This is a genomic window from Lysobacter sp. Root76 (genome assembly GCF_001428685.1).
In the GTDB taxonomy this organism is placed as follows: Bacteria; Pseudomonadota; Gammaproteobacteria; order Xanthomonadales; family Xanthomonadaceae; genus Lysobacter.
This window is the reverse complement of record NZ_LMIK01000004.1, coordinates 92387-106644: the sequence shown is the minus strand read 5'-3', so window position 1 is coordinate 106644 and position 14258 is coordinate 92387. Positions and strand designations below refer to the sequence as shown.

General features: G+C 68.8%; 10 protein-coding genes. 3 read left to right on the top strand and 7 right to left on the bottom strand.

The features are described 5' to 3' along the window. Window positions 1–22: 22 nt before the first annotated feature. Complete coding sequence (gene lpxL / locus ASE10_RS05545) at window positions 23–964, bottom strand: LpxL/LpxP family Kdo(2)-lipid IV(A) lauroyl/palmitoleoyl acyltransferase (RefSeq protein WP_082559720.1); 942 nt, start codon at window positions 962–964, stop codon at window positions 23–25. A gap of 143 nt (window positions 965–1107) precedes the next feature. On the opposite strand from lpxL, the gene waaA reads away from it, so the two are divergent. Beyond that, complete coding sequence (waaA, locus tag ASE10_RS05540; protein WP_055904124.1) at window positions 1108–2403, top strand: lipid IV(A) 3-deoxy-D-manno-octulosonic acid transferase; 1296 nt, start codon at window positions 1108–1110, stop codon at window positions 2401–2403. Window positions 2404–2821: 418 nt separating this feature from the next. Here waaA and ASE10_RS05535 read toward each other — a convergent pair whose 3' ends face one another. The 3 genes from ASE10_RS05535 to ASE10_RS05525 form a co-directional block, all read right to left on the bottom strand. Then, entirely contained in the window at window positions 2822–4225 is a 1404-nt protein-coding gene (locus ASE10_RS05535; protein ID WP_055904121.1) for a TolC family outer membrane protein, read from the bottom strand. A 21-nt stretch (window positions 4226–4246) separates the two neighbouring features. After that, window positions 4247–4903, bottom strand: coding sequence for a protein-L-isoaspartate O-methyltransferase (locus ASE10_RS05530; RefSeq protein ID WP_056306401.1), 657 nt, complete (start codon window positions 4901–4903; stop codon window positions 4247–4249). A 174-nt stretch (window positions 4904–5077) separates the two neighbouring features. Continuing rightward, window positions 5078–5749 (bottom strand): TetR/AcrR family transcriptional regulator, encoded by a 672-nt coding sequence (locus ASE10_RS05525; RefSeq protein WP_056306399.1) that lies wholly within the window; start codon window positions 5747–5749, stop codon window positions 5078–5080. Window positions 5750–5827: 78 nt separating this feature from the next. On the opposite strand from ASE10_RS05525, the gene ASE10_RS05520 reads away from it, so the two are divergent. Both ASE10_RS05520 and ASE10_RS05515 read left to right on the top strand, forming a co-directional pair. After that, a complete protein-coding gene (locus ASE10_RS05520; protein WP_056306397.1) occupies window positions 5828–6964 on the top strand; it encodes an efflux RND transporter periplasmic adaptor subunit in 1137 nt (378 codons plus the stop codon). Window positions 6965–6971: 7 nt separating this feature from the next. Continuing rightward, window positions 6972–10139 carry an efflux RND transporter permease subunit gene (locus ASE10_RS05515; protein WP_056306395.1) on the top strand — a complete coding sequence of 1056 codons (3168 nt, stop codon included), beginning with the start codon at window positions 6972–6974 and terminating at the stop codon, window positions 10137–10139. A gap of 998 nt (window positions 10140–11137) precedes the next feature. On the opposite strand, the gene leuB is transcribed toward ASE10_RS05515, so the two are convergent. The 3 genes from leuB to leuC are packed head-to-tail and all read right to left on the bottom strand — an operon-like array spanning window position 11138 to window position 14227. Next, window positions 11138–12226, bottom strand: a complete 1089-nt coding sequence (gene leuB, locus ASE10_RS05510) for a 3-isopropylmalate dehydrogenase (RefSeq protein ID WP_055902271.1) — start codon at window positions 12224–12226, stop codon at window positions 11138–11140. Next, window positions 12216–12797, bottom strand: coding sequence for a 3-isopropylmalate dehydratase small subunit (gene leuD / locus ASE10_RS05505; protein ID WP_055902268.1), 582 nt, complete (start codon window positions 12795–12797; stop codon window positions 12216–12218). The genes leuB and leuD overlap by 11 nt, the downstream gene beginning before the upstream one ends. Next, window positions 12797–14227 carry a 3-isopropylmalate dehydratase large subunit gene (gene leuC, locus ASE10_RS05500; protein ID WP_055902266.1) on the bottom strand — a complete coding sequence of 477 codons (1431 nt, stop codon included), beginning with the start codon at window positions 14225–14227 and terminating at the stop codon, window positions 12797–12799. Before leuC ends, leuD begins: the two co-directional genes overlap by 1 nt. Window positions 14228–14258: the final 31 nt, after the last annotated feature.

Genomic DNA, 14258 nt, shown 5'->3' with positions numbered 1-14258 from the left:
CCCGCGCGTTGCGGACGCGAACTCAGTCGCGATCGTCGCTGTCGTCGGGCCTGGGCTTGTACGGCGAGACCATGCCTGGCGGCCGGCGCTTGAAGCGGCGGTGGATCCACAGGTACTGGCTCGGCGCCTCGCGCACCATCGCCTCGATCTGGGCGTTGACGCGCGCGCTGTCGGCGGTGGCGTCGGCGGACGGGAAGTCCGCCAGCGGCGCACCCAGGCGCAGCACGTAGTCGCCCCCTTCGCGGCGATGGAAGAACGGCACCACCGCGCAGCCGCTGAGCCGTGCGAACTGGTGGGTCGCGGTGATGGTCGCCGCAGGCACGCCGAAGAACGGCGCGAATACCGTGTCCTTGCCGCGCATGTCCTGGTCGGGCGCGTACCACAAGAAGCCGCCCTGCTTGAGGTGGCGCATCGCCGGGCGGATCTCTTCGTTGGTGTACATGGCCGCGGCGTAGCGCAGACGGCCGCGCTTGACCGCCCATTCGAACACCGGGCTGCGATGGCGGCGGTACATGCCGGCCAGCGGCAGGTGGTCGCACATCAGCCGCCCGCACATCTCCAGGGTCATGAAATGGCCGGAGATCAGCAGCACGCCACGGCCCTGCGCGCGCACTTCGTCGATCAGCTCCAGGCCCTCGATCCGCACCGTGCGCCGCATCGGCGCGACCGAGCCCCACCAGGCGCGGGCGAACTCGAACAGGCCGATGCCCAGGTCGCGGAAGCTCTCGCGCAGCAGGGCCTCGCGCTCGGCCTCGCTCTTTTCCGGGTAGCACAGTGCCAGGTTGATCTGCGCCGCGCGCCGGCGCTCGCCGGCCACGCGCAGCGCGAATGCGCCGAACAGCCCGCCCAGCGCGCGTTGCAACGCCCAGGGTAGGCGTGCGCCCAGGCACATGCCGGCGAGAGCGAGCCACATCGGCCAATGCTTGGGACCGCGCGGGGGAGGGGGCAGCTGGGTTGCGCTCATGGCCGATAGTTTAGAGGCCCGCGAGTTAACGCGGTCGCGGAACGGCACCGGCGTTGCGCCGAGGTTGGCCGATCCGGGCCGCAAACGCGCTTTTCGCAACCGCGGCGACCGTCGTGCGGGCGCGGAGCGCTTATCCTTGGCGCATGCGGATTGACTTCATCGAACGCCTGTTGCGCGGCCTGTATTCGGTCGCGCTGTACCTGTTGGCGCCGGTCACGGTCTATCACCTGATCTGGCGCGGCTTCCGCCAGCCCGCCTATTTCCAGCGCTGGCTGGAGCGCTACGCGATCTACCGCGGCCCGGCCCATACCCGCACCCTGTGGCTGCACGCGGTCTCGGTGGGCGAGGTCAACGCCGCGATCCCGCTGGTCAATGCGCTGCGCCGCGGCCGCCCCGACCTGCGCCTGCTGGTGACCACGATCACCCCGACCGGCTCGGACCGCGCGCGTGCGGCCTGGGGCGACAGCGTCGAGCATGTCTACCTGCCCTACGACCTGCCCGGTGCGGTGTCGCGCTTCCTTCAGCATCACCGCCCCTGCGCGGCGCTGATCATGGAAACCGAGCTCTGGCCCAGCCTGCTGTTCGGCTGCCGCGACCGCGGCATTCCGACCTACATCGTCAACGCGCGCCTGTCGGAACGCTCGCTGCGCGGCTACCGGGTGCTGGCCTCGCTGGTCGCGCGCGCATTGCGCACGGTGCGTGCCGTCGCGGTGCAGTCGCGTGCCGATGGCGAGCGCTTCTTGCGCTTGGGCGCACGCCCGGAGCAGATCGTCGAGACCGGCAACCTCAAATTCGACGTCTCCGTGCCCGAAGCCCTGGACGAGTTCGCCGCCGAGTGCCGCCGCCACAGCGGTACTCGCCCGGTCTGGATCGCCGCCAGTACCCACGAGGATGAAGAGGCCGCGGTGATCTCGATCCACCGCCGCCTGCGCCTGCGTTTCCCGGAGCTGCTGCTGCTATGGGCGCCGCGCCATCCCGAGCGTTTCCGGGTCGTGGCCGAATCGGCGCGCGCCGCCGGCTGGACCGTATCGACGCGTTCGCGCGTGCGCTGGCCGCAGCGCGGCGACGACGTGTTCGTGATCGACACCCTGGGCGAGCTGATGTGCTTCTACGCCGGCGCCGACGTCGCTTTCGTCGGCGGCAGCCTGCAGGCGATCGGCGGCCACAACCTGCTGGAGCCGGCGGCGACCGGCACCCCCATCGTCACCGGCCCGCACCTGCACAACTTCGTCGAGATCGCGGAGCGCCTGGAAGCCGCCGGCGCACTGCGTATCGGCGCCGACGCCGAGGCGGTGCAGGCCGAGATCGAGCGCCTGCTCGCCGATCCGGCGCAACGCGCGCAGATGGTCGCGGCCGGGCGCTCCCTGGTCGAGCTCGGCCGCGGCGCACTGGCCAAGACCATCGCCCTGTTGCAGCCGGCGCTGCCGCCGCAGGGCTGACGATTCAACGCGACTCGTGGGATGCGCGATGCGGTTCGCCTTGCTCACCGCATCCTACGGGGCCTGAGCGCTCGCGATGGGCGAGCAGGGTTCCTGTGGGAGCGACGTAAGTCGCGATCGCGCAGCTGCGACCAACGACGGATCGCGACTTACGTCGCTCCCACAAGGAAAGGATCATCCCCGTAGGATGCGGTGAGCGCTGCGAACCGCATCGTCGCGTCGCGTCCACCAGCGTCCATGCCTCGTAGCATGCGCTGCGTTCGCGTAGTTCGACCGTATGCAACGCATGTGCAGCGGTGCGGTTCGCTGTGCTCACCGCACCCTACGATGGTTGGTTACGCTCGCCCGTTCATCGCCCACAAAAGAAAACCGCCGGGCAAGCCGGCGGTTTTCGTGTCGCATCGCGGTAGCGCCTGGATCAGCCGCCGCTGGGGTCGAACTTGGCGGCCGGCTCGGCGGTCAGCAGGCGGTTGATGTCCTGCACGTCGGAGACGTCCAGGGTGCCGGCGGCCTGTTCCAGCAGCAGACGGTTCTGCAGATAGTTGTACTTGGCCTGGGCGTAGGCCTGCTGCGCGGTGAACAGATTCTGCTGATTGATCAACACGTCCAGCACCGTGCGGGTGCCGACTTCCAGGCCGACCTGCGAAGCCTCGTAGGCGGCGCGTGCCGACACCAGCGCCAGACGGCGGGCCTCGACTTCGCTGACGCCGGCGACCAGGGTCTGGTAGGCGTTGCGGGCGTTGCGCACCAGGGCGCGCTTCTGCTGCTCGAGCTCGTCGTTGGCGACGTCGCGGGTGGCCAGGGCCTGGCGCACGCCGGACTGGGTCGCGCCGCCGGCGAAGATCGGCACCGACAGGGTGATGCCCAGGTTGGGGCCGCGGCCTTCGCTGTCGCTTTCGAAGGTGTTGCCGCCGAAGGTGCGGTCGGTCCAGCTCTTGCTCTTGTCGTAGCCGCCGGTCAGATACAGGGTCGGCCAGTGGCCCGAACGCGCGGTCTCGACATCGGCTTCGGCCGACTGCACCTGGAACTCCTTGGCGCGCAGCGCCGGGTTGTTCTCGATCGCGGTCTGGACCCAGCCTTCGGCGCCCTGCGTCTCCGGCAGCGCCGGCTTGAAGTCGTCCGGCAGGCCCTTGAGGTTGCGGATCGGCTGGCCGGTGATTTCGCTCAGCGCCTGGTAGGCGTCCTCGACCGCGTTGCGCACCAGGATGGTGTTGGCGCGGGCGTTGTCGTACTGGGCGCGCGCTTCGTGCACGTCGGTGATCGGCGCCAGGCCCACTTCCAGACGCTTGGACGCGTAGTCGAACTGCTTCTTCAGCGCGGTTTCCGCCGCTTCTGCGGCAGCCAGGGTTTCCAGCTGGACCAGCACATTGAAGTAAGCCGCGGAGGTGCGCGTGATCAGCGTGTCGCCGGCCGACTCGAGCTGGAAGTCGCTAGCCTGGCTGAGCGCGTTGCGGCTCTTGAGCGTGGTGAAGCGGCTGCGGTCGTAGATCATCTGCCGCAGATCGACGCCGTAGCTGCGGGTGGTCGTCTCGGTCGTCAGGTTGCCCGAGACTTCGACCGGATTGGTCGGGTCGCTGTTGTCGGTGAAGCTGGGCGCGGTGTTGCGCGACTTGTTCAGCGTCGCCGAACCGGTCAGCGACGGCAGCAGCGCCGCACGGGCCTGCACCGCGCCTTCCTTGGTGGCCAGACGGCTGGATTCGGCGGCCGACAACTGCGGGTCGCCGTTGCGGGCCAGCTCGTAGGTCTGCAACAGGTCTTCCGCCGAAGCGGCGGCCGGCAGCAAGGCAAGAACGAGGGCGAGAACCAGTGGGCGGCGGATCATGCGGCTTCCTTGACGTTCGGTTCAGAACTCGAAGACGGGCGCGGGCGCCGCGCCGACGAGATAGGGGAGGTCGGTTTCGAATAACGATTGGATGCGGCGAGCGTTGACTTCGTTGCGCACCAGCACCGCTTCCATCGCCGGCGAACGGCCGCGGACCACGAACAGGCGTCCGTCCGGCTGCAGCCAGTCGAAGAAATGCTGCGGAATCTCGGAGACCGCACCGGTGACGCAGATCGCGCTGTAGCGGCGGTCGGTACGCCAGGCGTAGGCATCGGCGAGCACGACCTGGGCGTTGTCCACCGACTGCTCGGCCAGGCGCGCGCGCGCGGCGTCGGCGAAGTCGGCGTGGATCTCCAGGCTGGTCACTTCGCGCGCCAGGCGGCCCAGGCAGGCGGTCAGATAGCCGCTGCCGGTGCCGATCTCGAGCACGTCGTCGCTGGGGGCCAGCTCCAGCGAATGCAGGCTGCGGCCTTCCAGCACCGGCTTCATGGTGAACTCGCCATGGCCCAGCGGCAGGGCCAGGTCGGCGTAGGCCAGGTTGCGGTGCTCGGCGGGCACGAAGGCCTCGCGCGGCAGCGCCGCCAGCACGTCGAGTACGCGCGGGTCGAGCACGTCCCAGGGCCGAACCTGTTGTTCGACCATCAGTTCACGTGCTTTGGCGTAATCGATCGTAGTCATCAGTTCGGAGTCTCGCGCAGGGTAATCGTCGGACGAAATGCAGGCTTGAACCTGCAATTCTACCGGGCTGGCGCGGCAGTCGGTGGGCACAGGATGGCGGTTGCGGGAGCGGAAGACTGAGTGCCGGAAGTCACCAAGACTGTTGTCATTCGCGGTTTGCCAGGGCTTTGGGTTCTATCGGTGGGACGGGGAGCGGGCGTAGGCGCGCAGGAACAGGTCCACCGACGCCTGCAGGTGGGCGTCGACCAGGGCCGGCTCGGGGTCGTCGTAGCCGAACACTATCTGCGCGTGCGGCTCGCCCTTGAGCAGGGCGAAGAACTGCCCCGCGGCGCGCTCGATGTCGGCGATCTCCAGCTCGCCGGCACCGATGCGCCGGCGCAGCAGGGCGGCGAACTCGTCGTGCACGCGCTGCGGGCCGGCTTCCCAGAACATCCGCGGCAGCGGCGTATTCGACAGTTGCGGCGAGCACAGGATGCGGTGGCCCTGGACCGCCTCGGCCGCGCTGATCATGGTCCAGAAGGCCTGGGCGATCGTCATCAGGCGCTCGCGCAGCGGCGTGGCCGGCGAGGGCTCGAACAGCATCGGCGGCAGGTGGCGCTCGCAATAGGTCTTGATGGCCTCGGCGAACAGGGCCTCCTTGTCGCCGAAATGGCTATAGACGGTCAGCTTGGAGACCCCGGCCTCGGCCGCGATCTGGTCCATGCTGGTGCCGTCGAAGCCGGACTGGGTGAACATTTTCGAGGCCGCCTCGAGGATGGCGGCGCGCTTGCTCAGGTCCTTGGGGCGGCCCGGGCCGGCCGTCTTGGCGGTCTCGGACGGGGCAGCGGCTTTGCGTGATGCGGTCATGCTTGGAATACTAGACTAACGGGTTCGATATTTATACAGTACCGCCAGGTACATTAATTATCCCTGAGGTCACCCGCAATGCGCAGCCGCTCCGTTTCCCCCGGATGGGCGCTTTCCAGCGCCGTCCTGACGCTGGCCTTGGCCGCTTGCGGTCGCGACGCCGCTGCGCCCGAAGCGCCGCGCCCGGTGCTGGTGACCCACCCCGGCGCCAGTGCGACGGCGGTGACCGCGTTCGCCGGCGAGGTCCGCGCACGCCAGGAAAGTCCGCTGTCGTTCCGGGTCGGCGGCAATCTGGTCGAGCGCCGGGTCGACGTCGGCGCCCACGTGAAGGCCGGCGACCTGCTCGCGGTGCTGGACCCGGGCGACCTGCAGGCGCAGTCGCGCGCCGCCCAGGCCCAGTTGGCCGCCGCCGAAGCAGAGCTCGGCCGCGCCCAGGCCGACCAGCAGCGTTTCGCCCGCCTGGCCAGCGATCAACTGGTCAGCCGCTCGACCCTGGACGCGCAGAACGCCGCGGCCAAGGCCGCGCTGGGCCAGGTCAACGCCGCCCGCGCCAACCTCGACGTGGCCCGCAACCAAGCCGAATACACCCAGCTGCGCGCGCCGCGCGCCGGCGTGATCGCCAGCCGCAGCGCCGAAGCCGGGCAGGTGGTCGGCGCCGGCCAGCAGGTGTTCGCGCTCGCCGCCGACGGCGTGCGCGAGATCGCCTTCGCCATACCGGAAGGCGCGATCGCGCAGTTCAAGGCCGGCCGGTCGGTGATGGTCGAACTGTGGTCGCAACCCGGCCAGCGCTGGCCCGGCACGGTGCGCGAAATCGCGCCGGCGGCCGATCCGGCCTCGCGCACCTACGCCGCGCGGGTCGCGGTCGAGGCGCCCGCGGGCACGCTCGAACTCGGTCAGAGCGCACGCGTCTATATCGTCGACGACGGTAACGGCAACGGCGTCGATGCCGGCCTGAGCGTTCCGCTGTCGGCGCTGCAACGCAGCGGCCAGGCCCCGGCGGTGTTCGTGGTCGACACCAAGACCTCGACCCTGAAGCTGCAGCCGGTGCGGATCGGCGCCTACGGCGAAGACCGCGTGCCGGTGCGAAGCGGCCTCAACGCGAACGACTGGGTGGTCGCCGCCGGCGGCCATCTGCTGCGCGCGGGACAGAAGGTGGTGCCGGTGGACCGGGACAATCGCTCGGTCGCCGCAAGCCCCGCCGTGGCCGGTCGCTGAGGCCGCCATGCGCTTCAATCTCTCCGAATGGGCGCTGCGCCACCGCAGCCTGATCGTCTACGCGATGCTGGTGATGGCCATCGCCGGCAGCCTCGCCTACGTGCGCCTGGGCCGCAGCGAAGACCCGGCCTTCACCTTCAAGGTCATGGTGATCCGCACCCTGTGGCCGGGCGCGACCGCCGATGAAGTCTCGCGCCAGGTCACCGAGCGCATCGAAAAGAAGCTGATGGAGACCGGCCAGTACGAGTTCATCCGTTCGTACTCGCGCGCCGGCGAATCGCAGGTGATCTTCGGCGCGCGCGATTCGATGCGCTCCAAGGACATCCAGCCGCTGTGGTACCAGGTGCGCAAGAAGGTCGGCGACATCCGCCCGACCCTGCCCAGCGACGTGGTCGGGCCGTTCTTCAACGACGAGTTCGGCGACACCTTCGGCAATATCTATGCGCTGACCGGCAAGGGCTTCGACTACGCCGTGCTCAAGGACTACGCCGAGCGCGTGCAGCTGGCCCTGCAGGACCAGGCCGATGTCGGCAAGATCGAGCTGTTCGGCGTCCAGGACGAGAAGATCTGGGTCGAGCTGTCGAACGTGAAGCTGGCGACCCTGGGCATACCGGCCAGCGCGGTCGGCGAGGCCCTGAACCAGCAGAACGCGCTGGCCCCGGCCGGCTTCTTCGAGACCGGCAGCACCCGCGTGCCGCTGCGCGTGGGCGGCCAGTTCAAGACCGTCGAACAGATCCGCGAATTCCCGATCCGGGTCGGCGACCGCACCTTCCGCCTCGGCGACGTCGCCGACGTGCGCCGCGGCTTCTCCGATCCGCCGGCGCCGCGCATGCGCTTCATGGGCGAGGACGCGATCGGCATCGGCGTGTCGATGAAGGAAGGCGGCGACATTCTCAAACTCGGCAAGACCCTGGAGAGCGAGTTCGCGCGCCTGCAGAAGACCCTGCCCGCGGGCATGGAACTGCGCAAGGTCGCCGACCAGCCGGCCGCGGTCGAAGAGTCGGTGGGCGAGTTCGTGCGCGTGCTGGCCGAGGCGGTCGCGATCGTGCTGCTGGTCAGCTTCTTCTCGCTGGGTTGGCGCACCGGCCTGGTGGTCGCGCTGTCGATCCCGCTGGTGCTGGCGATGACCTTCGCCGCGATGCAGTTCTTCGGCGTCGGCCTGCACAAGATTTCGCTGGGCGCGCTGGTGCTGGCGCTGGGCCTGCTGGTCGACGACGCGATCATCGCGGTCGAGATGATGGCGATCAAGATGGAGCAGGGCTTCGACCGCATCCGTGCGGCCGCGTTCGCCTGGGACAGCACCGCCTTCCCGATGCTGACCGGCACCCTGATCACCGCCGCGGGCTTCCTGCCGATCGCCACCGCTGCCTCCAGCACCGGCGAATACACGCGCTCGCTGTTCGAGGTGGTCACCATCGCGTTGCTGGTGTCGTGGATCGCCGCGGTCGCGTTCATCCCGTTCCTGGGCGACAAGCTGCTGCCCGACCACGGCCACGCCGCCGCGCTCAAGCCCGGTTCGCTGGCCGCGCGCTGGCATGCGCAACGCGCGCGCTGGGCCGAGCGCTACCCTGCGATCGCCGACTTCATCGCTCCCGCGCCGCACGACGGCAAGGACCACGATCCCTACGCCAGCAAGTTCTACACCCGCTTCCGCAATTGGGTGACCTGGTGCGTGCGCCGGCGCTGGCTGGTGATCGGCATCACCGTGGCCGCGTTCTTCCTGTCGGTGTTCATGTTCCGCTTCGTGCCGCAGCAGTTCTTCCCGGACTCGGTGCGCCCCGAACTGATGGTCGATATGGAGCTGGCCGAAGGCAGCTCGCTGCGCCAGACCGCCGAGCAGGCGCAGCGCCTGGAAGCGCTGCTCAAGCAACGCAAGGACCTGGTCAACTACGTGTCCTACGTCGGCACCGGTTCGCCGCGCTTCTACCTGCCGTTGGACCAGCAGCTGCCGGCCGCCAATTTCGCCCAGTTCGTGCTGATGCCCAAGGACGTGCAGGCGCGCGAAGCGATCCGCGAGTGGGTGATCAAGGACGTGGTGCTGCGCTTCCCCGAACTGCAGCTGCGCGTGACGCGCCTGGAGAACGGTCCGCCGGTCGGCTACCCGGTGCAGTTCCGCGTCTCCGGCGAGCACATCGACCGGGTGCGCGCGATCGCCTACCAGGTGCGCGAGAAGATCCGCGCCAATCCGCACGTGATCAACGTGAACCTGGACTGGGACGAGCCGAACAAGGTCGTGCGCCTGCAGGTCGACCAGGAGCGCGCCCGCGCGCTGGGCATCACCTCGGCGCAGCTGTCGCAGTTCCTGTCCAGTTCGCTATCGGGTTCGCACATCAGCACCTACCGCGAGGGCAACGAGCTGATCGAGATGCTGCTGCGCGGCCCCTCCGAGGAACGCCTGCAGCTCAACATGCTCGGCAGCCTGATGGTGCCGACCAGCAACGGCCGCGCGGTGCCGCTGACCCAGATCGCCACCCTCGAATACGGTTTCGAGGAAGGCATCATCTGGCACCGCGATCGCCAGCCGACCATCACCGTGCGCGCCGACATCTACGACGGCACTCAGCCGGCGACGGTGATGGGCCAGATTTCGCCGACCCTGGACGGTCTGCGCTCGCAGCTGCCCTACGGCTACTCGATCGACGTCGGCGGCAGCGTCGAGGATTCGGCGCGCGGCCAGAACTCGATCATCGCCGGCGTGCCGCTGTTCGTGTTCGCGGTGTTCACCTTGTTGATGCTGCAACTGCGCAGCTTCACGCGCAGCTTCATGGTCATGCTGACCGCGCCGCTGGGCCTGATCGGCGTGACCTTGTTCCTGCTGGTGTTCCGGGTCCCGTTCGGCTTCGTCGCGATGCTGGGCACGATCGCGCTGTCGGGCATGATCATGCGCAACTCGGTGATCCTGGTCGATCAGATCGAGCAGGATCGTGCCGATGGGCACGAGCCCTGGCGGGCGATCGTCGAAGCCACGGTGCGGCGTTTCCGCCCGATCGTGCTGACCGCGCTGGCGGCGATCCTGGCGATGATCCCGTTGTCGCGCAGCGCCTTCTTCGGGCCGATGGCGGTGGCGATCATGGGCGGCTTGATGGTGGCGACCTTGCTGACGCTGTTGTTCCTGCCGGCGTTGTATGCGGCTTGGTTCAGGGTGAAAGCGCCGGAGGTGGGGGCGAGGGCGTAAGTCCGCGTTCGCTCCTCTCCTTACTAGTGTCCCTGCTAGGACCAGTGTTCCCGACTTGAGACCCCCGCTCCCGCTTGGCTGATGTCCCCTCTCCCGCTTGCGGGAGAGGGCTAAGGTGAGGGGCAACGACTTCCTCCCGCTGCGCGTGCGGCTCACTTTCTCTTGCCACTAGCCTTGGGGTAGGAGCGGCGTGAGCCGCGACCGCGACCTTCGGCTACCGTGTTGGCTCCGATTCGGATCGGCTCCGCTTTCCGCTTTCTGTGGGAGCGGCGTGAGCCGCGATCGCGAACTCCGGCTACCGCGCTGGCTTCGATTCGGATTGGCTTCGCTTTCTGCTTTCTGTGGGAGCGGCGTGAGCCGCGATTGCGAATTTCGGCTGCTTTGCTGGTTTCGTTCTTAAGCAAAGGCTTCCGCCCGCTGCGCATGCGGGTCACTTCTCTTGCCACTCGCCTTGGGGTAGGAGCGGCGTGAGCCGCGACCGCGAACTCCGGCTACCGCGCTGGCTTCGATTCGGATTGGCTTCGCTTTCTGCTTTCTGTGGGAGCGGCGTAAGCCGCGATTGCGAATTTCGGCTGCTTTGCTGGTTTCGTTCTTAAGCAAAGGCTTCCGCCCGCTGCGCGTGCGGGTCACTTTCTCTTGCTAGCCCAAGAGAAAGTGACCAAAGAGAAGGGCTTACCTTGACAACCCTCCCGTGCGAGTTCGGAGGTGGCGCGGGGATTTTTCGAAGGAACATCCTGTTCCTCGAAAAACGGCGCGCGTCCTGCGCGCCGCCCTTCGGGTCTGGGTGGGATTGGGCGAGTGCGGNTGGCGCGGGGATTTTTCGAAGGAACATCCTGTTCCTCGAAAAACGGCGCGCGTCCTGCGCGCCGCCCTTCGGGTCTGGGTGGGATTGGGCGAGTGCGGCGCATTGGATTCCAATGCCGCGGCAACGGCAACGGCAACGACAACCGCACCGCTTAAACGCTGAACGGCCGCGTCTTTCCGCGCGGCCGCCAGCCTCAATCCCGCAATTCCGCCACCTGGCACGGCAGTTCCAACTGCGCCAGCACCGCCGCCGTCACCTCGGCCGTGCTCGCTCCGCGCCCGCCCGGGGCCAGGTCGGCGGTGAGTACGCCGCGTTCCAGCACCGCGGAGACCGCCTGCTCGATGCAGTCGGCTTCGCCGGGCAGACCCAGCGAATGACGCAGCAGCATCGCCGCGCTGAGGATGGTGCCGCAGGGGTTGGCGATGCCGCGGCCGGCGATGTCGGGGGCCGAGCCGTGGATCGGTTCGTACAGGCCGACCTTGCCTTCGCCCAGCGACGCCGACGGCAGCAGGCCCAGCGAACCGGCCAGCATCGAGGCCTCGTCGGTGAGGATGTCGCCGAACATGTTCTCGGTCACGATCACGTCGAACGCGCGCGGCTTGGCGATCAGATGCATCGCCATCGAATCGACCAGTTGATGCTCCAGGCTCACGTCCGGAAATTCGTCGCGGGCGATGCGGGTCGCGACTTCGCGCCACAGCCGCGAGGTCTCCAGCACGTTGGCCTTGTCCACCGACACGACATGGCCGCGACGGCTGCGCGCCAGGGTGCAGGCGTGGCGCACCACGCGTTCGATCTCGGCCACGCTGTACTCGCACAGGTCGCTGGCGCTGTCGGCGCTGCGCTGCTTCTGGCCGAAGTAGATGCCGCCGGTGAGCTCGCGCACCACCAGCAGATCGACGCCGGCGAGCAGGTGCGGCTTGATCGGCGAGGCGCCCAGGGTCGCTGCATGCGGCTTCACCGGGCGCAGGTTGGCGTACAGGCCCAAGCCCTTGCGCAGCGCCAGCAGGCCCTGTTCGGGACGCACCTTCGCCTTCGGGTCCGACCACTTCGGTCCGCCGACCGCGCCCAGCAGCACTGCGTCGGCGTTGCGGCAGGCGGCCAGGGTGGCTTCGGGCAGGGGCTCGCCGGTGGCGTCGATCGCGGCGCCGCCGATCAGGTGCTCGCGCAAGACGAAGCTGTGGCCGTAGCGGCGCCCGACGGCGCGCAGCACTTCCACGGCGGCGGCGGTGACCTCGGGGCCGATGCCGTCGCCCGGCAGTACGACGATTTCAGCGTGCATGACGCAGTTCCTCAAAGCGTTGGATGGCGGGTTGTTGTTTGAGCAGGTAGCCGAGCTGGTCCACGCCTTCGAGCAGGCAGGTCTGGGCGAAGGCGTCCAGCGGGAATTGCACGCGCGCGCCGCCGGGCAGGATCACGCTGCGGCTGGCGACGTCGATGCGCAGCTCGATGCCGGGGCGTTCCAGCAATTCATCGACCACGTCGTTGTCGAGCACGATCGGCAGCAGGCCGTTCTTCAGTGCGTTGCTGCGGAAGATGTCGGCGATCTCGGTGCTGATCACCGCGCGCAGGCCCAGGTCGGTCAAGGCCCAGGGCGCATGTTCGCGCGAGGACCCGCAACCGAAGTTGCGGCCGGCGATCAGGATCTGCGCGCCGGCGTTCTCGGGCCGGTTGAAGACGAACTCCGGGTTGGGTGTGCCGTCGGCGAGGTAACGCCAGTCGTTGAACGCGAAACGGCCCAGTCCCTGGCGCTCGGTGGTGGTCAGAAAGCGCGCCGGGATGATCTGGTCGGTGTCGATGTTGCGTTCGCGCAGCACCACGGTGCGCGAGGTCAGTTCGGTGAAGGCGGACATCAGGCCACCTCCCGCGCGGCTACGGCATCGCCGAGGTAGGCGCGCGGATCGGTGACCTCGCCGGCGATGGCGCAGGCGGCCGCGGTCAGCGGCGAGGCCAGCAGCGTACGCGCGCCCTTGCCCTGGCGGCCCTCGAAGTTGCGGTTGCTGGTCGATACCGCGAGCTGGCCGGGGCCGACCAGATCGCCATTCATCGCGATGCACATCGAGCAACCCGGCTCGCGCCATTCGGCGCCGGCCGCGCGCACGATGCGGTCGATGCCCTCGGCCTCGGCCTCGCGCTTGACCTGCTCGGAGCCGGGCACCACCAGCATGCGCACGCGCGGATGCACGCGCCGGCCCTGCAGCACCTGCGCGGCCTGGCGCAGATCGGTGAGGCGCGAGTTGGTGCAGCTGCCGACGAAGACCACGTCCACCGGCGCGCCGGCCAGGGCCGCGCCGCCGCTCAGGCCCATGTAGGCCAGCGCCTTGGCGGCGTCGGCGTCCTGCGCGACCGGCAGCTGCGCATCGACCGCGGCGACCTGGCCCGGGTGCGTGCCCCAGGTCAGGGTCGGCTTGATCTGGCTGGCGTCGATATGCACTTCGCGGTCGAAGCGCGCGCCCTCGTCGCCTACGAACGCACTCCAGCGCGCGACCGCACGCTCGAAGTCCGCGCCCTGCGGCGCACGCCGGGTCGCGGCCAGATAGTCGTAGGTCACTTGGTCGGGCGCGATCAGGCCGGCGCGCGCGCCGGCTTCGATCGACATGTTGCAGACGGTCATGCGTTCGTCCATCGACAGCGCGCGCACGGTCGAACCGCGGTACTCGATGACCTGGCCGGTGCCGCCGTTGACGCCGATCTCGCCGATCACGTGCAGGATCAGGTCCTTGGCGCCCACGCCGGGCGCGAGTCCGCCTTCGATGTTGATCGCCAGCGTGCGCGGCTTGCGCTGCAGCAGGCACTGGGTCGCCAGCACATGCCCGACTTCGCTGGTGCCGATGCCGAAGGCCAGCGCGCCGAATGCGCCGTGGGTGGCGGTGTGGCTGTCGCCGCAGACGATGGTCATGCCGGGCTGGGTCAGGCCCAGTTCGGGTCCGATCACGTGGACGATGCCGCGATGCGGGCTGTCGTAGTCGAACAGTTCGATGCCGTGGCGCGCGCAATTGCGGCGCAGGGTGTCGACCTGGCGCTCGGCTTCCTCGGTGTAGTAGGGCAGGCGGCCGTCGGCGCCGCGCGGCAGGGTCGGAGTGGAGTGGTCGAGCGTGCCCTTGGTCAGATCGGGGCGGCGCGGCGACAGGCCGCGCGCGTCGAGTTCGGCGAAAGCCTGCGGCGTGGTGACTTCGTGGATCAGGTGCAGGTCGACGTAGAGCACCGCCGGCACGGCCTCGGTCTCGGGCGTGACCAGGTGGGCGTCCCACAGTTTGTCGAACAGGGTTCTGGGCGTGGTCATGGGGTCTGCTTTGGCGTTATGGCTGTGGCGT

Excerpts from the sequence above, each read along its gene's own strand:
- lpxL (WP_082559720.1), bottom strand. The coding sequence starts at position 964 with ATGAGCGCAACCCAGCTGCCCCCTCCCCCGCGCGGTCCCAAGCATTGG.
- waaA (WP_055904124.1), top strand. The coding sequence starts at position 1,108 with ATGCGGATTGACTTCATCGAACGCCTGTTGCGCGGCCTGTATTCGGTC.
- ASE10_RS05535 (WP_055904121.1), bottom strand. The coding sequence starts at position 4,225 with ATGATCCGCCGCCCACTGGTTCTCGCCCTCGTTCTTGCCTTGCTGCCG.
- ASE10_RS05530 (WP_056306401.1), bottom strand. The coding sequence starts at position 4,903 with ATGACTACGATCGATTACGCCAAAGCACGTGAACTGATGGTCGAACAA.
- ASE10_RS05525 (WP_056306399.1), bottom strand. The coding sequence starts at position 5,749 with ATGACCGCATCACGCAAAGCCGCTGCCCCGTCCGAGACCGCCAAGACG.
- ASE10_RS05520 (WP_056306397.1), top strand. The coding sequence starts at position 5,828 with ATGCGCAGCCGCTCCGTTTCCCCCGGATGGGCGCTTTCCAGCGCCGTC.
- ASE10_RS05515 (WP_056306395.1), top strand. The coding sequence starts at position 6,972 with ATGCGCTTCAATCTCTCCGAATGGGCGCTGCGCCACCGCAGCCTGATC.
- leuB (WP_055902271.1), bottom strand. The coding sequence starts at position 12,226 with ATGCACGCTGAAATCGTCGTACTGCCGGGCGACGGCATCGGCCCCGAG.
- leuD (WP_055902268.1), bottom strand. The coding sequence starts at position 12,797 with ATGTCCGCCTTCACCGAACTGACCTCGCGCACCGTGGTGCTGCGCGAA.
- leuC (WP_055902266.1), bottom strand. The coding sequence starts at position 14,227 with ATGACCACGCCCAGAACCCTGTTCGACAAACTGTGGGACGCCCACCTG.